The sequence below is a fragment of the Streptomyces anulatus genome (assembly GCF_014650675.1).
Classification (GTDB): Bacteria; Actinomycetota; Actinomycetes; order Streptomycetales; family Streptomycetaceae; genus Streptomyces; species Streptomyces anulatus.
The window spans coordinates 49,335-75,173 of sequence record NZ_BMVK01000009.1 but is presented as its reverse complement, the minus strand read 5'-3'; the positions used below and the strand labels follow the sequence as shown (position 1 = coordinate 75,173).

At 75.4% G+C, this 25,839-nt stretch carries 2 protein-coding genes (1 of these 2 cut by a window edge); both read left to right on the top strand.

Annotated elements, in window-relative coordinates:
* Positions 1–10,384, top strand: partial view of a non-ribosomal peptide synthetase gene (locus tag IE272_RS39140; RefSeq protein WP_190007706.1) — the 3' portion only. It extends 5,207 nt beyond the left edge of the window; the window shows 10,384 of its 15,591 coding nt (coding positions 5,208–15,591); its start codon lies off the left edge, out of view; its stop codon occupies positions 10,382–10,384.
* Entirely contained in the window at positions 10,381–25,839 is a 15,459-nt protein-coding gene (locus IE272_RS22555) for a non-ribosomal peptide synthetase (protein ID WP_190007703.1), read from the top strand. Before IE272_RS39140 ends, IE272_RS22555 begins: the two co-directional genes overlap by 4 nt.

Sequence of the window (25,839 nt, the reverse complement as noted above, 5' to 3'; positions counted from 1 at the left end):
CGGGCCGGGCGACCGTGTCCTCCAGTTCGCCTCGCTGAGCTTCGACACGTCGGTCTGGGAGATTGTCATGGCGCTGTTCTCCGGCGCCGCCCTGGAGATCGTGCCCGCCGACCGGCGGCTGGGCGAACCGCTCGCGGACTTCCTCGCCGAGCACCGCGTCACCCACCTCACCGTCCCGCCCGCCGTCCTCGCCGCTCTCCCCGCCGACGCCGTCGCCCCCGGCACCACGCTCATCGTCGCCGGGGAGGCCTGCACCCCCGCCCTCGTCCGCGCCTGGGCCGGACGCACCCGCATGTTCAACTCCTACGGCCCCACCGAGACCACCGTCGACGCCACGCTCTGGCGGTGCGACCCCGACCGCCTGCGCGCCGACGACAACAGCCCGGTCCCGGTCGGCACCGCCGTCGCCGGGACCGCCGCCCTCGTCCTGGACGCGGCGCTGCGACCGGTACCGCCCGGCACCCCCGGCGAGCTGTACGTCGCCGGATCCGGGCTCGCCCGCGGCTACCTGGGCCGCCCCGGCCTCACCGCGACCCGCTTCGTCGCCGCCCCCTACGGCCCGCCCGGCACCCGGATGTACCGCACCGGCGACCTGGCCCGCCGCCGCGCCGACGGAGAGCTGGAGTACCTGGGCCGCGCCGACCACCAGGTGAAACTGCGCGGCTTCCGCATCGAACTGGGCGAGATCGAGTCCGCCCTGACCGCGCTCCCCGGCGTACGCCAGGCCGCCGCCGTGCTGCGCGAGGACCGGCCCGGCAACAGGCTGCTCGCCGGCTACGCCGTCGCCCGGCCGGGGGCCGACCTCGACCCCGACCGGCTGCGCACGGCGCTCGCCCGCACCCTGCCCGACTACGCCGTCCCGGCGACCCTGACCGTACTGCCGGCCCTGCCGCTCGGCCCCACCGGCAAGGTGGACCGCGCGGCGCTGCCCGCCCCGGTCACCACCACCGACGACGACGCCCCGCTGACCGGCGCCGCCGCCACCCTGGCGGACCTGTTCGCCGACATCCTGCGCCTGGACACGCCGCCCGGCGGCGACGACTCCTTCTTCGCGCTCGGCGGCGACAGCATCTCCTCCATCCAACTCGTCAGCCGAGCAAGGACGTCGGGCCTCGCGCTCAGCGCCCGGCAGATCTTCGAGCACCCCACCCCGCGCGCCCTCGCGGACGTGATCGCCCCGCACGCCCCCACAGACGTCCGACCCGCCGACCTCGACCGGAACGCCCCGGCCGCGTTCACCCCGCTCATGCACTGGCTGCGCCGAAGCCCGGAACACTGGGGCGCCTTCCACCAGTCGACGCTGGTCACCGTGGCGTCCACCCTCACCGAGGACCGTCTGCGGACCGCCGTCGGACACCTCCTGGCCACCCACGACCTGTTGCGCGCCCGCGTCACCACCGATCACCCCGACGGCCGCCCCCGGCTCACGCCCTCCGGCACCGCACCCGATCCGGCGACGCTCCTGACCGTCGTCCCGGTCACCGGCGACGACGCCGAGCTGCGCCGGGCCGTCCATGCCCAGTCCCGTGCCCGTGCGGCCGAACTCGACCCGGACCACGGCTCATTGATCCGGGTCGTCTGGTTCCCGCGCGGGCCCGGCCGGGACGGCAGGCTGCTGCTGCTCGTCCACCACCTGGCCATGGACGGAGTGTCCTGGCGGATCCTGCTTCCCGACCTCGCGCACGCCGTCGACACCGATACACCCCCGGCCCGGCCCGACACCTCCTTCGCCCACTGGACGGACGCCCTGTACGGGGACGCCGAGCGCTTCGCCGCCGAGCGGACCCACTGGGACGGCGTCCTGGCGGACCGGCCGGCCCCGCTCGCCCCCCAGGACGCGGCGGCCACCCCGCACACCCCCGGCGAACTCCGCACCGATCTGGCCCCCGGTCTCACCGCGCCCCTGCTCACCGCCACCGCCGCCGCGTTCCACGCGCGCCCCGACGAACTCCTCCTGGCCGCGCTCGTCCACGCGGTCGGCGGCGACTCCCCGGTCCTGGTCGACCTCGAATCCCACGGCCGCCACGAGGAACTCGCACCCGGAGCCGACCTCTCCCGCACCGTCGGCTGGTTCACCACCCAGTACCCCGTCCGGCTGGACCCCGGCACCGGAGGCGTCGGCCAGGACGTCAAGCACGTCCGCGACCGGCTCGCGGCGGTCCCCGGCCGGGGAGCCGGCTACGGGGCGCTCCACCAGCAGGCCCCCAGCGGGGCCCAGATCGCCTTCAACTACCTGGGCCGGTTCACCGCCGACACCCCGGACGGGCACTGGGTTCCCGCCCCCGAATCCGACGCCGTGCACCCGGGACCGCAGCCGGTCCTCCTCGGCGGACACGTCCTGGACCTCAACGCCTCCACCCTGGACGGCCCCGAGGGCCCTGTGCTGACCGTCCGCTGGACGTACGCCGCCGACCTCATCGGCCCCGACCGGATCCGGGCCATCGCCGACCGGTTCACCGCGGCCCTCGCCGAACTCGTCCGCCGCCACGACGAACCCGGCTTCGCGGGACACAGCCCCGGAGACTTCCCGGTGGCGCTCGACCGGCACGAGATCACCGAGCTCGAAACGGCGGTCCCCGCACTCGACGGCGTACTGCCCCTGACACCCCTCCAGCACGGTCTCGCCTACCACGCGCTGACCGAGGAGGCCGGGACCGATACCTACGTCGTCCAGCTGGAGCTGGAGATCACCGGACCGCTCGACCCCGGCCGCCTGCGAGGGGCCGCCCGGACCGTCGTGGACCGGCACGCCAACCTCCGCGCCGGATTCCGCCGCCTCGCCACCGGCCGCCTGGTGCAGTACACGACCGCCGACGCCCCGCCGGAGTGGACCGAGCACGACCTGCGCGCCCGCCCGGACGTATCCGCGACCCCCGCCACCGACGGCCGGGCCCGCCCCGACGTCCTCACCGCCCTGGTCACCGACGACCGCACCCGCCCCTTCGCCCCGGACCGGCCGCCGCTGCTGCGGTTCACCCTCATCCGCACCGCCGACGACCGGTGGCGGCTGCTGTTCACCAGCCACCACCTGCTGCTCGACGGCTGGTCCACGCCGCTCCTGCTCACCGACCTGTTCGACGCCTACGCCGGACGTCCGCCGGTCCGTCGCCGCCCCTTCGCCGACTACGCGCGGTGGCTCGCCGGCCGCGACCGGCCGGCCGCCGAGGCCGCCTGGCGCACCGCCCTGGACGGGATCACCGAACCCACCCTCACCGCCCCCGCCGGCACACCGTCCGCCGCCCTGGTCCCCGAGGAGACCGCGACCGTCCTCGACCCCGCCCTCACGGCCGCGCTCCAGGACCGCGCCCGCACCACGGGCACCACCCTGAACACCGTCGTCCAGACCGGCTGGGGGCTCGTCCTGTCCCGGCTCACCGGACGCGACGACGTGGTCTTCGGCAGCGCGGTGTCCGGCCGCCCCGCCGAACTCGACGGCGTGGAAGGGATGCTGGGGCTCTTCGTCAACACCCTGCCCACCCGGGTGCGGACCGACCCCGCCCGCACGCTGGGCGACGCGGTCGCCGACCTGCACGCGCGCCAGGCCGCCCTCCTCGACCACCAGCACCTCGGGCTCGCCGACATTCAGGGACTCGTCGGCCTGCCCGCGCTGCTCGACACCATGACCGTCTTCGAGAACTACCCCTTCGACGACGACGCGCTCACCGGCAGCGAACGCGCCGCCGGACTCGACGTACGCGGCGTCGGCGGGCGGGACGCCACCCACTACCCGCTGACCCTGGCGATCACCCTCCAGGGCGGCAGGCTGCGGCTCGTCCTCAAGCACCGCCCCGACCTCTACGACATCCCGGCCGCCCGGACGGTCCTCGACCGGCTGACCCGCGCCCTGGACCACCTCGCCCACCGGCCGGACCTCCCCGCCGGGCAGCTGGACCTCGCGCCGGAGACACCGGCCGGCCTCACCGGCCTCCCGGCGGCTCCCGCCGCCCTGGGCCCCGCCGGAACGGTCGCCGCCGTCGCGGCCGAGTGCCCGGACGCCGTCGCCGTACGGCCCCTCGGCGGCGGACAGCCGGTGACCTACGCGGAACTCGTCGCGCGCGCCGCCCGGTTCGCCGAACGGCTGCGTGAGACGGGAGCCGGACCCGAAAGGGTCGTCGCCCTGCTGCTGCCGCGCTCCGTGGACCTGGTCGTCGCCGAACTCGCCGTGGCCTGGGCCGGAGCCGCCTACCTGCCGCTGCACCCCGACTGGCCCGCCGAGCGCGTCCGCACCGTCCTCGACGCGGCCGGTGCGGTCGCCCTGGTCTGCCGGCCCGGCGCCGACACCGTCGCGTACGGACCCGTACCGGTGCTCCATCCGCCCGTGGACCACGCGCCGGCGGGGCGGACCGGCGCACCGCCCGCGCCCGTCGCCCCGCACCGGCTCGCCTACGTGATGTACACCTCCGGCTCCACCGGCGAACCCAAGGGCGTCGCCGTCCCCGAGAGCGCCGTCCTCGCCCTCGCCTCGGACAGCCGGTTCGCCGGCGACGCCCACCGGCGGGTGCTCGTCCACTCCCCGCACTCCTTCGACGCGGCCACCCACGAGGTGTGGGGCACCCTGCTGCGCGGCGGCGAACTGCTCCTCGCCCCCGACACGCCGCTGGACCCGGCCCGCTGGCGCACCCTGCTGACCGGCGAGGAGTCCGGCGGGAGGGCCGGGGCCGGGGGAGCGGACAGCGCCTGGTTCACCGCCGGACTGTTCGCCCTTCTCGCCCAGGACGCCCCCGAGACGTTCACCGCCCTGCGCGAGGTGTGGACCGGCGGCGACGTCGTGGCCCCCGGGGCCGTGGCCGCCGCACACGCCGCCGCACCGGGGCTCCGCGTCGTCAACGGCTACGGCCCCACCGAGACCACCACGTTCGCCACCGCCCACACCCTCGACCCCGGGGCGGCCGACGAAGGACCGCTGCCCATCGGACGGCCGCTCGACGGAATGACCCTCCGCGTACTCGACACCGCCCTGCGCCCGACCCTGCCCGGAGTCCCCGGCGAGCTGTACATCGGCGGAGCCGGGCTCGCCCGCGGCTACCACCGCCGCCCCGCCCGCACCGCGACACGCTTCGTCGCCGATCCCCACGGGCGGCCGGGGGAGCGGCTGTACCGCACCGGCGACCTGGTGCGCGTCCGGCCGGACGGGGCCCTGGACTTCCTCGGCCGCACCGACGACCAGATCAAGCTGCGCGGCCACCGCGTCGAACCCGGGGAGAGCGAGGCGGCCCTCCTCGCCGAGGCGGGCGTCGCCCGCGCCGTCGTCGTCCTGCGCACCGACCTCCCGGGCGGCCCCGCCCTCGTCGGATACGCGGTCCCCGAACCGGACACCGTCCTGGACACCGAGGCACTGCGCGACAGCCTCGCCGCCCGCCTCCCCGACTACCAGGTCCCCGCCCACCTCGTCGCCGTAGAGGCGCTGCCGCTCACCGAGAACGGCAAGACCGACCGTGCCGCCCTGCCCGCCCCCCGCACCGCCGAACCGGCGGGCCCCGGCCGCCTGCCCCCGCACGACCAGCGCACCGAACTGCTCTGCCGGATCTTCGCCGACGCCCTCGGACTGCCCGGCTTCGGCCCGCACGAGGACTTCTTCGAGCGCGGCGGCCACTCGCTGTCCGCGATGAGCCTGGTGGGACGGGCCCGGACGCTCCTGGACGCGGAGCTGTCCGTCGGCGACCTGTTCACCGCGCGGACCCCGGCGGCGACCGCCGCCCTGCTGCGCGGAGCCCGCAGGGCGGCCCGGTCCCCGGAACCGGCCCACCGGCCGCGCCCCGCCGAACCGCCGCTGTCCCCCGCGCAGCAACGCCTCTGGTTCCTCCACCGGCTGGAGGAGGAACCCACCGCCGCGTACAACGTGCCCATCGCGCTCCGCCTCACCGGAACCCTCGACGCACAGGCGCTGGAGCGGGCGCTCGCCGACCTCACCGCCCGCCACGAGGTGCTCCGCACGGTGTTCCCCGAGCGCGAGGGCCGCGCCGTGCAGCGCATCCTCGCCCCGGGCGACGCCCCCGTACCCCTCACCGTCCGGACCACCACGCCGGACGCCCTGGACGCCGCGCTGGCCGAGGCCGCGAGCCCGCCCTTCGCCCTGGAGCGGGAGACGCCGCTGCGCGCCGGCCTGTTCCGGGTGGTCCCCGAGGGCGGCACAGGTCCGCACCACGACGTGCTGCTCCTCGTCCTGCACCACATCGCCGGCGACGAATGGTCCGTGCGCCCGCTGCTCGACGACCTGGCCGCCGCCCTCGCCGCCCGCTCGGACGGCCGGGCCCCCCGGTGGGCGCCGCTGCCCCTCCAGTACGCCGACCACACGCTGCGGCAGCGGGAGCTGCTCGGCGACGAGGCCGACGAGGACAGCGAGATCAGCCGGCAGGTCCGCTACTGGCGGGACCAGCTGGCCGGACTCCCGGCGGAACTTCCCCTCCCCATGGACCGGCCGCGCCGGCCGGACACCGGCCACGACGGAGGCATCGTCGCCTTCGGCCTCTCCGCCGAGGTCACCGCCGGGCTGCGGCGGCTCGCCTCCCGCACCGGCGCGACCCCGTTCATGGTCGCCCACGCGGCGCTCGCCGTCCTGCTCCACCGGATCGGCGGCGCCGACGACATTCCCGTGGGAACACTCGTCGCCGGACGGGACGACGCCGCGGCGCACGACCTCGTCGGCTTCTTCGTCAACACCCTGGTCCTGCGCACCGACGTCGGCGGCGACCCGACCCCGGCCCAGCTCGTGGCCCGCGCCAGGTCGGCCACGCTCGACGCACTCGACCACGCCGACGTCCCCTTCGAACGCCTGGTGGACCTGCTGGACGTCGAACGCTCCCTGGAACGCCACCCGTTGTTCCAGGTGATGCTGAACTACCAGACCCGCACCGCCGAAGGACCGGAACTCGGCGGCCTGGCCAGCGCACCCGTCGCGGTGCACACCCGCACCGCCAAGTTCGACCTCACCGTCACCCTGGTCCAGGAACCGGGAGCCGACGGCGTGTTGAACGGGGGCATCACCTACCGCACCGCGCTCTTCGACGAGGCGACCGTACGCGCGATCGCTGGCCGGTACGCACGCGTGCTGGCCGCCTTCGCGGACCGGCCCGACCGGCCCGTCGGCGGTCTCCGCCTGCTCACCGACGACGAGCACCACCGGCTCCTCACCACCTGGAACACCGCCGAGGAGCCGGTGCGGGCGCTGTCCATCGCCCGGGAGTTCGCCGAGCGGGCCGCCCGCACGCCCGACGCCCCCGCCGTGATCGACGCGGACCGCACCGTCCGGTACGGCGAACTCCTCGGCGACGCCCGGTCGCTCGCCGCACCGCTCCGCGAGCACGGGGTCCGCCATGGCGCACCCGTCGCCGTCCTCCTGCCCCGGTCGGCGGACCTGGTCACCGCCGCACACGCCGTGCTCCAGGCCGGCGGGGCGTATCTGCCCCTGGACCCGGACCACCCGGCGGCCCGGCTGTCCGCCCTGCTCGAAGCGAACCCGCCGACGGTGCTCCTCACCGACCGCGCCCACCGGGGCCTGCTGCCCGACGGGTTCGACCGCCCCGTCCTGCTCCTCGACGACCCGCGCCCGGCGGCCCCCGCCGACTTCGCCCCCGCCGCACCCCACCCCGCCCAGCCCGCGTACATCCTGCACACCTCCGGCTCCACCGGCCGCCCCAAGGCCGTCGTCGTCCCGCACGGGGCGCTCGCCAACCGGCTCGCCTGGACCCAGCGGCGCTTCCCCCTCGGACCGGGGGACCGCATGCTGGCCAAGGCCGCACCCGGCTTCGACGTCTCGGTCTGGGAGCTGACCGGTCCTCTCCTCGCCGGGGCCGCCGTCGTCGTCGCGGGACCCGACGAGCACCGGGACCCCGCCCGCATCGCCCGGCTGATCCGCGAACACGGCGTCCACGCCGTCCACTTCGTGCCCTCGATGCTCGCCCTGTTCGCCGCCGAACCGGACGCGGCGCACTGCACCTCGCTCCGGTGGATCTTCAGCGGCGGCGAAGCCCTCACCGACACGCTCGTGCGGCGCTGCGCCGAGGTGTTCGCCGCCCCCGTCGTCAACCAGTACGGGCCGACCGAGGCGGCCGTCGACGTCACCGCCCGCACCGCCGTGCCCGGTGAAGGGCCCCTCGTCCCGCTCGGCGCTCCGGGAGCCGGCACCCGCGCCTACGTCCTGGACGCGGCCCTGCGGCCCGTGCCGCCCGGGGTGAGCGGCGAACTGTATCTGGGTGGAGCCCAGTTGGCGCTCGGCTACCTGGGCCGGAGCGCGGGGACCGCCGAACGCTTCGTCGCCGATCCGTTCGGCGCACCGGGGGAGCGGCTGTACCGCACCGGCGACCTGGCCCGCTGGAGCCGGCGCGGCGAGCTGGAGTATCTGCGCCGCGCCGACGACCAGGTGAAGCTGCGCGGCGTACGGATCGAACCGGCGGAGGTGCGCACCGCCCTGCTCGGCCACCCGGCCGTCCGGGACGCCCTCGTCCTCGTACGCGACGACCTGCCGGGAGCGGCCCGGCTCGTCGGCTACGTCACCCCCGACGACCCGGCCGCGCCACCGCTCCCCGCCGACCTGCTCGCCCACAGCGCCGGCCTCCTGCCCGGGGCCCTGGTGCCCTCCGACGTCCTCGTCCTGGACCGCTTCCCGCTCACCGTGAGCGGGAAGGTGGACCGCTCGGCACTCCCCGCGCCCGCCGTCGCGGAGCCGACGGCCGGGGAGCGGCCGGGGGACCCGGCCGAGGAGGTCCTCGCCGAACTCATCGCCGATCTCCTGAAGGTGCCCGCCGTCGGACGGCAGAGCAGCTTCTTCGCCCTCGGCGGCGACAGCATCACCTCCATCGTGCTGGTCAGCGCCGCCCGGCGGCGGGGGCTCGTGATCAGCCCCCGTGACGTCTTCGAGCAGCGCACCGTGTCCGCCCTCGCCCGGGTGGCCCGGCGGGAGGAGGCCGCGGCCCTGGTCCACGACCCCGGGGCCGGAGCCGTGCCGCTCACGCCCGTCATGCACGCGCTGCGCCGGCGCGGCGGCGACCACCGCACCTACCACCAGTCCCTCCTGGTGACGACCCCGCCCGGCCTCACCGCCGAGCGGCTGCGCCGGGCGCTCGGGCGTCTCGTCGTCCACCACCCCGTCCTCGCCGCCCGGCTGGACGGCGCGGACGGCGACGCCTGGACGCTCCTCGTCCCCGAGGCCCCGGTCTTCACCGACGACGTGCTGCGGCACCTCCCCGCTCCCGGGGACGGAGGCGCCTCCCTCCCGGACGCCGTCACCGAGGCGTCGCGCACCGCCGTCGGCGAACTCGACCCGCACACCGGCCGGATGCTGCGCGCCGCCCTCCTCGACCCCGGCGACGGGGGACCCGGCCGGCTGCTGCTGGTCGCCCACCACCTGGTGGTCGACGCGGTGTCCTGGCGGATCCTGCTGCCCGACCTCGCCCAGCTGTGCGCCGACCCGGACACGCCGCTGCCCCCGGTCGAGACCTCCTTCCGCACCTGGTCCCGCGCCCTCACCGGCTCCGCCGCCGACCGGCGCGCCGAACTCCCGTACTGGAGCGAGGTGCTGGGCGACACCGGGCCCGCTCCGTACGGCCGGGTACCCGACCCCGCCACGGACACCCCGGACACCGTCCACCGGCTGATCACCACGATCCCCTCCGACCTGGCCGAACCCGCCCTGAACGAGGTGACCACCGCGTTCCACTGCACCGAACAGGACGTCCTGCTCACCGCGTTCGTCCTCGCCCACAGCCGCTGGCGCAGCGAGGAGAGCACCCTCGTCCTGCTCGAAGGGCACGGCCGGGACGCCGCGCTCCCCGAAGTCGCCGCCCCCGCCCGGACGGTGGGCTGGTTCACCAGCCAGTACCCGTTCCGGGGGCGCCTCACGGAAGCCGGACCCGACACCACCATCGCGGACCCGAACGCGGCCGGACGGTTCCTCAAGCAGGTCAAGGAGCACCTGCGCGCCGTCCCCGACCACGGCATCGGCTACGGGCAGTTGCGCCACCTGGACCCCGTGTCCGGGGCCGCGCTCGCCGCCCGCCCGGAACCCCTGACCGGCTTCAACTACCTGGGCCGCTACGACGTCGGCGAGAACGACGCCGCCGCACCCGAACCCTGGACCCCGAGCCCCGAGTCGGCCGCCGTGTGGCGCCCGGCCCCCGCGCTCGGCGTCCACACCGCGGTGGATCTCGACATCACCGCGCTGCGCCGCCCCTCGGGCACCGAGCTCTCGGTCAGCTGGCACCACGCGAGCCGGCTCGTGAGCGGCGAGGAGATCGCGGTCCTGGACCGCTGGTGGCGCACCGCCCTGGAGACCCTGGTGGCGGCCGCCCGCACCCAGGCCGCCGGGCACACCCCGTCCGACCTCGGCCTGCTGTCGCTGAGCCAGGACGAAATCGACGAGTTCGAAGACGAGTGGAGGACCACGTGACCGGCGCACCCCAGGGACTGCAGGACATACTCCCGCTGTCCCCGCTCCAACAGGGGCTCTACTTCCTGTCGTCCTACGACGACAGCGCGCTGGACGTCTACAACGTGCAGCTCGGCCTGGACCTGACGGGACCGCTCGACACGGACCGCCTGCGCCGCGCCGTCGAGGCCCTCCTGACCCGCCACCCCAACCTCAAGGCCGCCTTCCGCACCCGCCGCAACGGCGACCCGGTCACCGTCGTCCCGCACACCGTGGACATCCCCTGGCAGGACGCCGACCTCTCCGGCCTCGACGCGGCCGAGCGCGACCGGCGGGTCGGACGCCTCACCGACGCCGACCGGCACACCCGCTTCGACCTGGCCCGGCCGCCCCTCGTCCGCTTCACCGCGATCCGCCTGGCCCCCGAACGCCACCGGCTCCTGTTCACCCACCACCACCTCCTGCTGGACGGCTGGTCCACCGCCCGCGTCGTCCAGGAGCTCTTCGCCCTGTACGCGGCCGACGGGTCGCCCACCGCCCTGCCCGAGGTCCGCCCGTACCGCGACTACCTGGCCTGGGCCGCCGCCCAGGACACCGGCGCCGACGAGCGCGCCTGGCGCGGGGCGCTGGCCGGTCTCGACGGCCCGACGGTCGTCGCACCCGGTCTCGACGGACAGCCGCAGGCCGTGCCGGCCGCCCGGGACGTGGAACTGTCCCCGGACTCCGCCAGGGCCCTGGTCGCCGCCGCGCGGGCGTTGGACGTCACCGTGCCCGTCGTCGTACAGACCCTGTGGTCCCTGGTCCTGGCCGATATGACCGGACGCCAGGACGTGGTCTCGGGCACCACCGTGTCCGGCAGGCCCGCCGAACTGGCCGGGGCCGCGTCCATGGTCGGGCTGTTCATCAACACCCTTCCGGTACGCGTCCGGATCCGGCACGACGAGACCCTCGCCGAACTGGTCCGGCGCACCGCGGGCGAGCAGGCCGCCCTCCTGGCGCACCACCATGTCGCGCTCGCCCGGATCCAGAAGCTCACCGACAGCGGCGGCCCGCTGTTCGACACGCTGTGCGTGTTCGAGAACTACCTCGTCGACACCGGGCCCGACGACCGGGAGGGCTCGGAGACCAAGGAGTTCGCCGGGCTGCGCGTCGAGGCCGTCACCGGCAGGGACGCCACCCACTACCCGCTCACCCTGGTCGCGGCCCCCGGGCCCGACGGGGGACCGGTCCTGCGGCTGAGCTACCGCACCGACGCCCTGAGCGAGCACGACGCCGTGCGCGTCGCCGCCCGACTGCGGCGCGCCGTCGAGGAGTTCACCGCCGACCCGCACCGTCCGCTGCCCCGCACCGACCTCCTCACCCCCGAGGAGCGCGACCGGGTCCTCACCGCCTTCAACGCCGACACCGTCGACGTCGAACCCGCCACCCTGCCCGTACTCTTCGAGCGGCAGGCCGCCGCTCACCCCGACCGGCCCGCCGTCGACGACGCCGGACGCGTCCTCACGTACACCGAGCTGAACACCCGCGCGAACCTGCTCGCCCACGCCCTCATCGCGGCGGGCACCGGCCCCGAGGACGTCGTCGGCGTCGCCCTGCGCCGGGGAGCCGACGTCTACGTCGCCCAGCTCGCCGTCGGCAAGGCGGGCGGCGTCTTCGCCCCGCTCGACCCGGACCAGCCCGCCGAACGCCTCACCGGCCTGATCACCGGCAGCGGGGCCACCGTCGTCCTCACCCACTCCGGCACCGACCACACGGCCTGGTCCGGCGACGCGACCGTCATCGCGACCGACCGGCTGCCCGAAGGGCTGCCCGACCACAACCCCACCGACGCCGACCGCCGGGCCCCCCTGCGCCTGCACAACGGCGCCTACCTCATCCACACCTCCGGCTCCACGGGCCGCCCCAAGGGCGTCCTCGTCGAACACCGTCCGCTCGTCGACCTCATCGCCTGGGCCCACGCCTGCTTCGCCACCCGGCCCGGCGACCGGGTCACCCAGTTCGCGTCCCCCAGCTTCGACGTCACCTTCGCCGAACTCGCCAACTCCCTTTTCTCCGGCGCCACTCTGGTGATCGTCCCGGAGGAGGAGCGTGCCGGAGCGCCGCTCGCCGACTTCCTGGACCGGGCCGCCATCACCCTGGCCGTGATCCCGCCGACCGTCGTCGCCTCCCTGCCGCTCGACGCGTCCCTCCCCGAGGGCATGACCCTGATCGTCGGCACCGAGGCGCTGCCCCCCGAGGTCGTCCGCGCCTGGGCGGACCGGCACCGCCTGTTCAACGCCTACGGACCCACCGAGGCCGTGGTGAACTCCGCCACCTGGGAGGTTCCGGCCGCGTGGACCGGCGGCCCCGTGCCGATCGGCCCCCCGGACGTCAACAAGCGCGCCTACGTCCTCGACGGCGCCCTGCGCCCGGTCGCCCCCGGCGTCCTGGGCGAGCTGTACATCGGCGGGCCCGGCCTCGCCCGCGGCTACCTCGGACGTCCGCGGATCACCGCCGACCGCTTCGTCGCCGACCCGTTCGGGGAGCCCGGCACCCGCATGTACCGCACCGGTGACCTGGCCCGCTGGAACGAAAGGGGAGAGCTGGAGTACGCGGGCCGCACCGACCACCAGCTGAAGATCCGCGGCTTCCGCGTCGAGCCCGGCGAGGTCGAGGCCCGCCTCACCGCCCACCCCGCCGTCGCTCAGGCCGTCGTCACCGGCCACACCGACCACCGGGGCGTCCGACGGCTCGTCGCCCACGCCGTCCCCGCCCCGGGCGGCGACCCGCGACCGGCGGACATCGTCGCCTGGGCCGCCGAGGGCCTGCCCGACCACATGGTCCCCGCGGCGGTCGTGCTCCTCGACGCGCTGCCGCTCACCGCGGCGAACAAGACCGACCGATCGGCCCTGCCCGCACCCGACTTCACCGCCACCGGCGGCGGCACCGCCCCGCGCACCGACCGGGAGAAGGAACTCGCCGCCCTCTTCGCCGACATCCTCCACCTGCCCGAAGTCGGCGTGGAGGACAGCTTCTTCGCGCTCGGCGGCGACAGCATCTCCGCCATCCAACTCGTCGGGGCCGCCCGCCGCCGGGGCCTCAGGCTCAGCCCCCGCGATGTCTTCGAACGCCGCACCGTCGAGCAACTCGCCGCCCTCGCCCGTACGGTGGACGACACCGCGGCCCCCGTCGAGCGCACCGCGCGCAGCGCCCCGCTCACCCCGGTCCTGCGCCGGCTCGTGGAACGCGGCGGACCCATCGCCGACTACCACCAGTCGGCCGTCCTCCACACCCCGGCCGGGGCGACCGCCGAGCAGCTCACCGCCGGACTGCGCCGCGTCCTCGGCCACCACGACGCCCTGCGGGCCCGGCTCACCGACCGCACCCTGGAGATCCCCGCCCCCGGCGGCGACGCCGGGCCGACGCCGCTGACCCGGGTCGACGCCGTCGAGACGGCCGACGAGGAGCTGCTGCCCACCCTGCGTGCCCGGGCCCGCGAAGCCGCCCGGCTGCTCGACCCGTACACGGGGGCCATGGTCCGCGCCGTCTGGCTGGACGCCGGGCCCGACCGGGGCGGACTGCTCGCCCTGCTGATCCACCACGCGGTCGTCGACGGGGTCTCCTGGCGCATCCTCACCCAGGACCTGGCCGTCTCCCTCGAAGCCGAACGCCACGGCCGCACCGCCGAACTCCCGCCGGTGGAGACCTCCTTCGCCGACTGGGCCGAAGGCCTCGAACAGGCGGCACGCGCCCCCGAACGAGTCGCCGAGGCCGCGCACTGGACCGCCGTCCTCGGTGACGGGGCGGCGGCCGTGCCCGCCCTCGACCCGGCCCTGGACACCCTCGCCACCGTGACCACCGTCCCCGTCGAACTCGCGCCCGAACACACCCTGCCCCTCCTCACCGACCTGCCCGAGCTCTTCCACACGGGCCCCGACACCTTCCTGGTCACCGCCCTCGCCCTGGCTCTCGCGGCCTGGCGCGGCGACACCGAACCGGTCCTCTTCGACATCGAGGGCCACGGACGCGCCGACCACCTGGTGCCGGGCGCCGAACTGTCACGCACCGTCGGCTGGTTCACCGCGGTGCACCCCGTGCGCCTGGACCTCGGCGGGATCGGCTCGCCGAGCGGCGACGGACTGACGGCCGCGCTCAAGCGGGTCAAGGAACAACTGCGGGCCGCACCCGACAGCGGCCTCGGCTTCGGCCTGCTGCGCCATCTCCACCCCGACCTGCGCGACCGCCTCGCCGCCCTGCCCGAGGCGCGCATCGCCTACAACTACCTGGGCCGGTTCGCAGCGTCCGGGGGGACCGAGCAGTCCGGCGCACCCGCCCCCTGGTCCCCGGCCCTGACCGGTTCCCTGGGCGGCGGAGCGGACGACGCGCTGCCCGCGTCGCACACCCTCACCCTCAACGCCTCCGTCGTGGACGGACCGGAGGGGCCCGCCCTCCAGGCCGGCTTCAGCTTCCCCGGGCGGCTGCTGGCGACCGCCGACGTCGAGCGACTCGCCACCCTCTGGACCACCGCCCTGCGGGACCTGGGCCGCCTGCTGCACGACCCGACGGCCGGCGGACACACCCCCGGCGACTTCCCGCTCGTCGAGGTCGACCAGCCGGAGATCGACTCCCTGGAGGCCAGGGAGCCCCTCGCCGACCTGCTGCCGCTCTCCCCGCTCCAGGCCGGTCTGTACTTCCTCACCGGCTTCGGCGCGGAGGGCGACGGACCCGACGTCTACACCACGCAGACCGTCCTCGACATCGAGGGCGACCTCGACGCCGAGCGGCTGCGCCGGGCCGGACGCGCCCTCCTGGACCGCCATCCGAACCTCCGGGCCGGGTTCCTCGCCCGCCGGGGAGCCGACCCGCTCCAGGTCATTCCCGCCGAGGCCGAGATCCCCGTGCACGCCTACGACCTCACGTCCGCCGACCTGTCCGAGGGGCGGCGGCAGGGACGGGCCCAGAACATCCTGGCGGCCGACCGGCGACAGGGCTTCGATCTGACCGCCCCGCCGCTGCTGCGGCTCACGGTCGTCCGGCTCGGGGAACGCCGCCACCTGCTCGCCGTCACCTCCCACCACATCCTCCTCGACGGCTGGTCGGGGCCGCTGCTCGTGCGGGACCTCCTCGCCCTCTACCGGGGCGCACCCGGTCCCGCCCCCCGCCCCTACCGCGACTACCTGCTCTGGCTGAACGGCCGCGACCGCGCCACGACGCAGGACCTCTGGCAGGAGGCGCTCGCCGGGATCGACGGACCCACCCGGCTCGTCCCGGGAGCCGAGGCGATGCCCGCCGGCACGCCCGAACGTGTCGACATCCCGTTGTCCGACGACCTGGTGGTCCGCGTCCACGCCTTCGCCCGCGCCCGCGACGTCACCGTCAGCACCGTGCTCCAGAGCGCCTGGGGCCTGCTGCTGGGCCGGCTCACCGGCCGCACCGACGTGACGTTCGGCGTCACCGTCTCCGGACGCCCCGCCGACCTCGACGGCTCGCACGACATGATCGGCCTGTTCATCAACACCGTGCCCACCCGGGTCACCCCGCGCCCCGGCCAGAGCCTCGCCGCCCTCGTGCAGCAACTCGGCGCACAGCAAGCAATCTTGATGGATCATCAGTACGAGCCGCTGGCCGAGCTCCAGCGCCTCGCCGGGCACCGCGAACTCTTCGACACCCTCGTCCTCTTCGAGAACTTCCCGGTCGACGCCGAGCAGCTGCGCCGCACCGAGGAGGCCGCCGGACTGCTGGTCACCGGAGCCCGCGGGCACGACGCCACCCACTACCCGCTGGTCCTGGTCGCCCTGCCCGGCCGCGACCGCCTCGCGCTCGCCCTCGACCACCGCCCCGAACTGCTCGACCCCGACCGGGTCGCCACCATCGGCGGGCACCTGCTCTCCGTGCTGGAACAGCTCGTCGACCACCCCGACACCACCGCGGGCACCGTCCTGCCCGGCCTCGCGGAGCCGTCCCGACTCGACGGGCCCGCCCACGACATCACCCCGCTCGGCCTCGCCGGACGCTTCCTGCGGCAGGCAGCCGAGACCCCCGACGCGACCGCGCTGATCGCGGGCGACGAGGAGTGGAGCTACGCCGGCCTCGCCGCCCGGGTCACCGCCGTCGCCGGACGGCTGCGCGACCTGGGAGCCCGCCCCGAGCGGCTGATCGCCGTCGCGCTGCCCCGGAGCGCCGACCTGGTCGCCGTCCTGCTCGCGGTCTCCGCCACCGGAGCGGCGTACGTCCCCGTCGACCCGGACTTCCCGGCCGACCGCGTCGCCTACCTGCTGGCGGACTCCGACCCGCTGCTGGTGATCCGCCCCGGCCACCCCGTCCTCGACCCGGGGCCCCACGAAGGACCCCTCACCGAACTGCCCGGCATCACACCCGCCTCCGAGGCGACCGCGTACGTCATCCACACCTCCGGCTCCACCGGGAACCCCAAGGGCGTCGTCGTCACCCACCGGGCCCTGGCTAACCTCCTCGACGCGATCGCGCAGACCCTCGGATCCGGTCCCGGAGACCGGCTCCTGGCCGTCACCACCGTCAGCTTCGACATCGCGGCCCTGGAACTCTTCGTGCCGCTCGTCACCGGGGCCGCCGTCGTCCTCGCCGAGCGGGAGGAGGTCCTCGACCCGCTGCTCCTGTCCGGCCTCGCCGAACGCACCCGAGCCACCCATCTCCAGGCCACCCCGTCCCTGTGGCGCGGCATCATCGACGCCGCACCGGGGCTGCTCGACGGCCTCTGCGTCCTGAGCGGCGGCGAACCGCTCCCCACCGACCTCGCCGACCGGCTCGCCACCGGGGGAGCGCGGCTGCTCAACCTCTACGGGCCGACCGAGACCACCATCTGGTCCACCGTCGCCGACCTCGCCCCCGACGGCGGAACCCCGCACGTCGGACACGCCCTGCGCAACACCACCCTGCGCGTCCTCGACACCTGGCTGCGGCCCGTGCCGCCCGGCGTGCCCGGCGAGCTGTACATCGGCGGCGCGGGTCTCGCCCGCGGCTACCTCGGCCGGGGCGCGCTGACCGCCTCCCGGTTCACCGCCGACCCGTTCGGCGGACCCGGCAGCCGGATGTACCGCACCGGCGACCTGGCCCGCCTTCAGGACGACGGCACCCTGTGCGTCCTCGGCCGTACCGACCACCAGTTGAAGGTGCGCGGCCACCGCGTCGAACCCGGCGAGATCGAGACCGTCCTGCGGAGCCACCCCGACGTCACCGACACCGTCGTCGTCGGCCTGCCCGACACCGGCGGCTCCGTACGCCTGGTCGCCTACGTCACCGGCACCGCCACCGGACTGCGCCCCTACCTCGCGGAACGGCTGCCCGAGCACCTGGTCCCCTCGGTGGTCATGCAGCTCCCCGCCCTGCCCCTCACGCCCAACGGCAAGGTCGACCGGGCAGCCCTGCCCGCACCCCAGGCCTCCGGAGGGGAGCGGGCCCGCGCGCCCAGGGACGCCCGCGAGGCCGTCCTCGGTGAGCTGTTCGCCGATGTCCTCGGCCTCGACCGTGCCGGGCCCGACGACGACTTCTTCCACCTCGGCGGACACTCGCTGCTCGCCATGCAGCTCGCCAACCGGCTCCGCTCCACCCTCGGCGTCGAGGTCGCCCTGCGCGACATCTTCGAGCACCCCACCCCGGCCGCACTCGCCAGGACCGTGCTGCCGCGCCCGGTCGCCCGCACCGCCCCCGCGCGGCGCGAACGACGCCCCGGCGAGCGGATCCCGCTGTCGTTCGCCCAGAGCAGGCTGTGGTTCCTGCACCGCCTGGACGGTCCCAGCGCCACGTACAACCTGTTCATCGTGGTCCGCCTGGGCGGAGAGCCGGACCGGGAGGCGCTGCGGCTGGCCGTCGGCGACGTCGTCACCCGCCACGAGAGCCTGCGCACGGTCTATCCGGACGCCGACGGACTGCCCCACCAGCACATCCTCGACGAGGAGAGCGCCCGCGCCGCCTGCGACCGGACCTTCACCGAGGTGGCCGAGGTCGCCGAGGCCGATCTCGAAGCGGCGCTGCGGGCCCGGGTGACGCAGCCCATCGACATCATCGAGGAGATCCCGCTCAGGGCTCAGCTCCTGCGCACCGGGACCGACCACGTCCTGGCCCTGACCCTGCATCACATCGCCGGTGACGAATGGTCGATGCGCCCCCTCGTCGACGATCTGCGCACCGCCTACACCGCACGGGTGACCGGCGCCGAGCACGACTGGGAGCCGCTCCCGGTCGACTACGCCGACTACGCGCTCTGGCAGCGCGACGTCCTCGGCGAGCTGAGCGACCCCACCAGCCAGGTCGCCCGCCAGGCCGCCTTCTGGGAGCGGACGCTCACCGGATCGCCCGACGAACTGGCCCTGCCCTACGACCGGCCGCGCCCCGCCGAGGAGACCCACGAGGGGGCCACCGTCACCTTCGCCGTCGACCCGGCGGTCCACGCGGACCTGCGGAGCCTCGCCGCCCGCAACGGCACGAGCGTGTTCATGGCGGTCCAGGCGGCCCTGGCCGTGCTCCTCTCCGCGCACGGGGCGGGCACCGACATCCCCCTCGGCACCCCGGTCGCCGGCCGCACCGACGAGAAGTTCGACGACCTCATCGGCTTCTTCGTCAACACCCTGGTCCTGCGCACCGACCTGAGCGGCCGCCCCACGTTCCACGAACTGCTCGCCCGGGTCCGGGACGCCGACCTGGCCGCCTTCGACCACGCCGACCTGCCGTTCGAGCAGCTCGTCGACATCGTCGCCCCCGAGCGGACCCTCGCCCGCAATCCGCTCTTCCAGGTCCTGCTGGTCTTCCAGAACGTCGCCGAGGACACCTTCACCCTGCCGGGCCTCGACGTCACCCCCGTCAGCGCGGACCCCGGAGTCGCCAAGCTGGACCTTCAGTTCACGCTCGCCGAGCGCCCCGACGGGGCCGGGATCAACGGCATGCTGATCTACCAGACCAGCCTCTTCGACCACGCCACCGCGCAGGCCCTGGCCGACCGTTACGTCACCCTCCTCGCCGCCCTGGTCGCGCGCCCCGAACTCCCCGTGCACCGGGCCGCCGTGCTCAGCGCCCCGCAACGGGCCCGGGTGCTCGCGGCGTCCACCGGTGAGGAGCGGCCCCTGCCGGACGCGCCCCTGCCGCGACTCCTCGCCGAGCGGTACGCCGCCGGGGCGTCCGTGCCCGCCCTGATCGACGCCGGGATCAGCCTCTCGTACGAGGAGTTCGACCGGCGCGTGGGGCGGCTCGCCGCACTCCTGCGGGACCGGGGCGTCGGCCCCGAGACACGCGTCGCCGTGGCGCTGCCCCGGGGCGCCGACCTCGTCGTGGCCCTGCACGCCGTCCAGCGCGCGGGCGGAGCCTACGTGCCCGTCGACCCCGAGTACCCGGCCGACCGCGTCGCCCACATGCTCACCGACGCCGGCCTGCGCCTCCTGATCACCCTGACCGCGCTGCGGCAGAAGCTGCCCGTCCCCGACGGCCTCGCCGTGCTGGAGGCGGACGCCCCGGACGTACGGGCCGAACAGGAAGCGGCCGCACCCGTCGGCGCCCACCCCGGGCTGCGCGGCGAGCACGCCGCCTACGTCCTCTACACCTCCGGCTCCACCGGCCGCCCCAAGGCCGTCGTCATCACCCACACCGCCCTCGTCAACCGGCTCCGCTGGATGGCCGGCCACTTCCCGTTCGGGCCCGAGGACCGCGTCCTGCAGAAGACACCGGCCGGATTCGACGTCTCCGTATGGGAGTTCTTCCTGCCGATCCTCACCGGGTCGACCCTCGTGGTCCTGCCCGACGGGCTCCACCGCGACCCCGCCGAGGTCGCCGAGGCGGTCATCCGGCACGGTGTCACCACCGTGCACTTCGTCCCCTCGATGCTGGCCGCGTTCGCCGCCGAGCCCCGCGCCGCCGACTGCACCGGACTGCGCCGGATCGTCGCGAGCGGCGAGGCGCTGTCCGCCTCCCTGGCCCGGACGGTGCGCGACGTCCTGCCCGGCGTGAGCCTGCACAACCTGTACGGGCCCACCGAGGCGGCCATCGACGTCACCGCCTGGGAGGCCACGGGGGAGCGGGGCGGGAGCGTGCCCATCGGGCGCCCCGTCCACAACACCGGCACGTACGTCCTCGACGCCGGACTGCGCCCCGTCCCCGACGGCGTCACGGGAGAGCTGTATCTGAGCGGCCCGCAGCTCGCCCGCGGCTACCTCGGCCGGCCCGCCCTCACCGCGGACCGCTTCGTCGCCCACCCGTTCGGCGGGCCGGGGGAGCGCCTCTACCGCACCGGCGACCTCGTACGGCGGCGGGCGGACGGCGCGCTGCTCTACGTCGGACGGACCGACGGGCAGATCAAGCTGCGCGGTCTGCGCGTGGAACTCGGCGAGATCGAAGCCGTCATCGCCGAAGAACCCCAGGTCGCGGCCTCGGCCGTCGTCCTGCGCGAGGACACCCCGGGGCGGCCCGTGCTCACCGGCTACCTCGTCCCCGCCAACGGTGCGTCGCCCGACACCGGCGAGATCACCGAACGCATCGCCCGACGGCTCCCCGACCACATGGTGCCCACCGCCCTGATCACCCTGGACGCCCTGCCGCTCACCCCCAGCGGCAAGCTCGACCGCACCGCCCTGCCCGCCCCCGACCTCGCCGCCACGGCCACCGCCGTCGCCCCGCGCGGCATCCGGGAAGCGGTGCTCACCGCGCTCTTCGCCGAACTGCTCGGCATTCCGGCCGCCGGGGCCGAGGACAGCTTCTTCGCCCTCGGCGGCGACAGCATCCTCTCCATCCAACTGGTCGCCCGCGCCCGCAGGGCCGGAATGACCCTCACCCCCCGGGACGTCTTCGAACACAAGACCCCCGCCGCGCTCGCCCGCGCCGCCGCGACCGCCGGGACCGCCTCCGTACCCCGGCTGGACCCCGCCGGGCGGGCCCCGCTCACCCCGATCATGCGGTGGGCGCTCCAGCGGGGACCGGTCGACGGGCTCCACCAGTACGCCCACCTCGTCACCCCGCCGGAGGCCACCCACGCCACCCTGACCGCCGCCCTCACCAGGCTGCTGGACCGCCACCCGATGCTGCGGGCGACCCTGGTGGGTGAACCGGGCAACCAGGCGCTGCACATCCCCGGCCCCACCGACCCGCCCGCCGAACCGGTGCTGCTCCCCGTGGACGCCGGAGCTCAGAGCGCGGAGCGGGCGGCGGAGCTGACCGCCGCCCTGGCCGCCGAAGCCGTTGACCAACTGGACCCGGCCGCAGGCGAACTGGTCCGGGCCGTCTGGTGCGACCGGGGCCCCGGCCGCGGCGGACGCCTGATCCTGGTCGTCCACCACCTCGCCGTCGACGGGGTCTCCTGGCGGATCCTCACCGCCGACCTCGCCGCCGCCCACGACGACGTCCTCGCCGGAAACCCGCCCGCCCCGCCCGGCGACTCCACCTCCTTCCGGCAGTGGGCCCTCGGGCTCGCCGACGCCGCGACCACCCCGGCCCGCCGGGCCGAGGCCCCCGCCTGGCGTGCCCGCGCGGAGCGCGACGCCCCCGCCCTCGGGGCCCGCCCCCTCGACCCGGCCCTCGACACCCAGGAGACCGTCGCCCACCTCGAACGCACCCTGGACCCCGACCTCACCCGCGCCCTGATCACCCGCGTCCCCGCCGCCGTCCACGGCTCCGTCCACGACGTCCTCGTGGCCGCCGCCGCCCTCGCGCTGGCCCGCTGGCGCCGGGAACGCGGCCGGCGGGCCGGGCACGACGTGATCGCCGTCGAGGGGCACGGGCGCGAGGAGAGCGTCGTGCCGGGATCCGAACTCTCCACCACCGTCGGGTGGTTCACCAGCTGGTACCCGGTCTCTCCGGACCTCTCCGCAGCGGACTTCTCCCCGTCGGCGGGGACAGCCGGTGACGAGGCCCTCCGCGCCCTGATGGCCGTCAAGGAACACCTGCGGGAGACCCCCGACCGGGGGATCGGCCACGGGCTGCTGCACCACCTGGACGACCCGGCGGGCCCCACCCGCACCCCGGAGATCGTGCTCAACTACCTCGGCCGCTTCCCCGGCCCCGGCCCCACGGCCGACGACGCCGAACCGGCCGCCTGGTCCCCCGCCCCGGAAGCGCTCCCCACCCTGCGCCCGGTCCGCAACACCGTCCCCGTGCTCTTCCCGCTGGAGATCATCTCCTCCACCGTCGACGGCCCGGACGGCCCCAGGCTCGCCACCCGGTGGACGTACGCCACCGGCATCCTCGACGCCCAGGGCGCCGAACGCCTGCTGGACCTGTGGTGCGAGGCGCTGAACACCCTCGCCGACGCACCGGCCGGCCCCGTCCACACCCCGTCCGACTTCCCCCTCGTACGACTGGACCAGGAACAGGTCGACGCGCTCCAGGCGCGGTCGCCCGCGCTCCGGGACGTCTGGCCGCTCACCCCGCTCCAGGAAGGGCTGTACGCCCTCACCCACCTGGCGGGCGACGACATCGACGTCTACACCATGCAGCTCGCCCTGCGCCTCTCCGGCGACCTCGACCCGGCCGCCCTGCGCCGCGCCGGAGCCGCCCTGCTCGACCGCAACCCCGCTCTGCGCACCGCGTTCGTCAGCGCGGGGAGCCGTCCCGTGCAGATCGTGCTCGACGACGTGGCCCCCGACTGGTCCGAGAACGACCTGCGCCCCGAACCCGCCGACACCCGCGAGAAGACGCTGCGGGCCCTCGCCGAGGCCGACCGCACCCGGCCCTTCGACCTCACCGCGCCGCCCCTGCTGCGCCTGCGGCTGGTGCGCACGGGGGAGCGGGAACACACCCTGCTGGTCACCAACCACCACGCGATCCTCGACGGCTGGTCGGTGCCCGTCCTGATCCAGGAACTGCTGTCTCTGTACGCCTCCCTCACCGGCCCCGCCGAACCCCCGGCCAGGCGACGGTCGTTCAGGGACTTCCTGGCCTGGCGCACCGCCCAGGACGAGCGGGCCGCCCAGGACGCCTGGCGGGAGGCACTGGAGGGAATCACGGAGCCGACCCTCATCGCCCCCGCCGACCCCGGCAGGCGCCCCGCTCTCTCCGACCGGATCCCGCGCCGGCTCGACGCGAGGCTGCGCGAAAGCCTCCAGACGCTCGCCAGGAGCGCCGACGTCACCCTCAACACGGTGATCCAGTTCGCTTGGGGCCTGCTGCTCGCCCGCCACACCGGGCGCGAGGACGTCGTCTTCGGAGCCACCGTCTCCGGACGGCCGCCGGAGATCGAGGACGTGGAGAGCATGACGGGCCTCTTCATCAACACCCTGCCCGTCCGCGTCGACCTGCGCGAGGGCGGCACCGTACGCCAGGCACTGGCCCGGCTCCAGGCGGAGCAGGCGAAGCTCACCGCACACCAGCACCTGGGCCTGGCCGACATCCAGCGGAGCGCCGGAGCGGGCGAACTCTTCGACACCCTGCTGGTGTTCGAGAACTACTTCGTCGACGGGGAAGGACTGCGCCGCGCGGAGCGGTCCGGGGAACTCACCGTCACCGGCAGCGAGCACACCGACGCCACCCACTACCCGCTGACCCTCGCCGTCGTCCCCGGCGGTCACCTCACCCTCGAATACCGGCCCGACCTCTTCGGGCCGGAGCAGGCGGCCGCCCTGATGGACCGGCTCACCCATCTGCTCGCCGAGGTCGGCAGCCGCCCCGACAGCCGCGTCCACCGCCTCCAGGCCCTCGCACCGGACGAGCGCCGCCGTGTCCTCGACGACTGGAACCCCGCCCCCCGGCCCCACCCGGAGCAGACCCTGCCCGGCCTCTTCGCCGAGGCGGCCGCGACCGACCCCGGGGCCCCGGCGCTGGTCCACGGCGACACGGTCCTGAGCTTCCACGAGGTCGGCGGGCGCGCCGCCCGTCTCGCCCACGAGCTGATCGCCCGAGGCGTCGGCCCCGAGGATCTCGTGGCGCTGATGCTGCCGCGCACGGAGGAGATGCTCATCGGCATCCTGGCCGTGCACCAGGCAGGAGCCGCCTATCTGCCGCTCGACCCCGACTATCCGGCCGAACGCCTGACGTTCATGCTGGCCGACGCCTCACCCGCCCTCCTGCTCACCACCACCGCGCTCGCCGACCGGACCGGGCACCCGGCCACCGTGCTGCTCGACGCCCCCGGGACGCGGGCGGCGCTCGCCGCCCGGTCCGACCGGCCGCCCACCGACGCCGACCGGTCGCGCCCGCTGCGGCCGGAGAATCCGGCGTACCTCATCTACACCTCCGGTTCCACCGGCGTCCCCAAGGGGGTCGTGATCACCCACCGGGGCGTCGTCAATCTCTTCCACAGCCACCGCCGGGCCCTGTACGAGCCGGTCGTCGAGCGCACAGGACGCTCCCGTCTGCACGTGGGGCACGCCTGGTCGTTCTCCTTCGACGCCTCCTGGCAGCCCCAGCTGTGGATGTTCCACGGCCACTGCGTGCATGTCCTGTCCGAGGACATCCAGCGCGACCCGGACCGGCTGCACCGCTATCTGCGGGACCACGCCATCGACTTCATCGAGGTCGCCCCCACCGTGCTCGCCCAGTTGGAGCAGGCCGGGCTGACCGAGGGCGGGAGCTGCCCGCTGCCGCTGCTCGGCGTCGGCGGCGAGGCCGTCCCCGACAGCCAGTGGGCCCGGCTGCGGGAGCTGCCCGGTACCGACGTGGTCAACCTGTACGGTCCCACCGAAGGCACCGTGGACGCCATGGTCGCCCATGTCCGCGACAGCGAGAGCCAGTTGATCGGACGGCCGGTGGACAACGCCCGGGTCCACCTGCTGGACGCGGGTCTGCGGCCCGTGCCACCGGGGGTGCCGGGGGAGATGTATCTCGCCGGTGCCGGGCTGGCCCGTGGCTACCGGGGCCGGGCCGCGCTCACCTCGGAACGCTTCGTCGCGGACCCGTTCGCCGCCGACGGCAGCCGGCTCTACCGGACGGGGGACCTGGCGCGCTGGACGGTGGACGGGGCGGTGGAGTTCCTCGGCCGGGTCGACGACCAGGTGAAGATCCGGGGCTTCCGGATCGAGCCGGGCGAGATCGAGACGGTCGCCGCCGCCCACCCGGACCTCTCCCGGGTGGTCGTCGTCGCCCGGGAGGACGACGGGGTGCGCCGCCTGGTCGCGTACGGGGCGCCCCGGCCCGGTACCGCCCCCGACCCGGTCGCGCTGCGGGCCTGGCTCGCCGAGCGGCTGCCCGGACACCTCGTCCCGGCGGCGGTCGTGCTGCTGGAGACGCTGCCCGTGACCGCCAACGGCAAGCTGGACCGGGACCGGCTGCCCGCCCCGGACTTCGGCGCCGCGGCCGGCGGGCGGGAGCCGGTGGGGGAGCGGGAGACGGCGGTCTGCGCCGCCATGGCCCGGGTGCTGGCCCTGCCCAGGATCGGCGCCGACGACGACTTCTTCGCCCTGGGCGGCGACAGCATCGTCACGGTGCGGCTGGCCGGGCTCCTGCGGGCCGGGGGCTGGGAGGCCGCTCCCAGGGAGGTCTTCCGGCACCGCACGGCCGCCGGTCTCGCCGCCGGACTGCGGCGGCGGGACGCGAGCGACGGTGGCTGA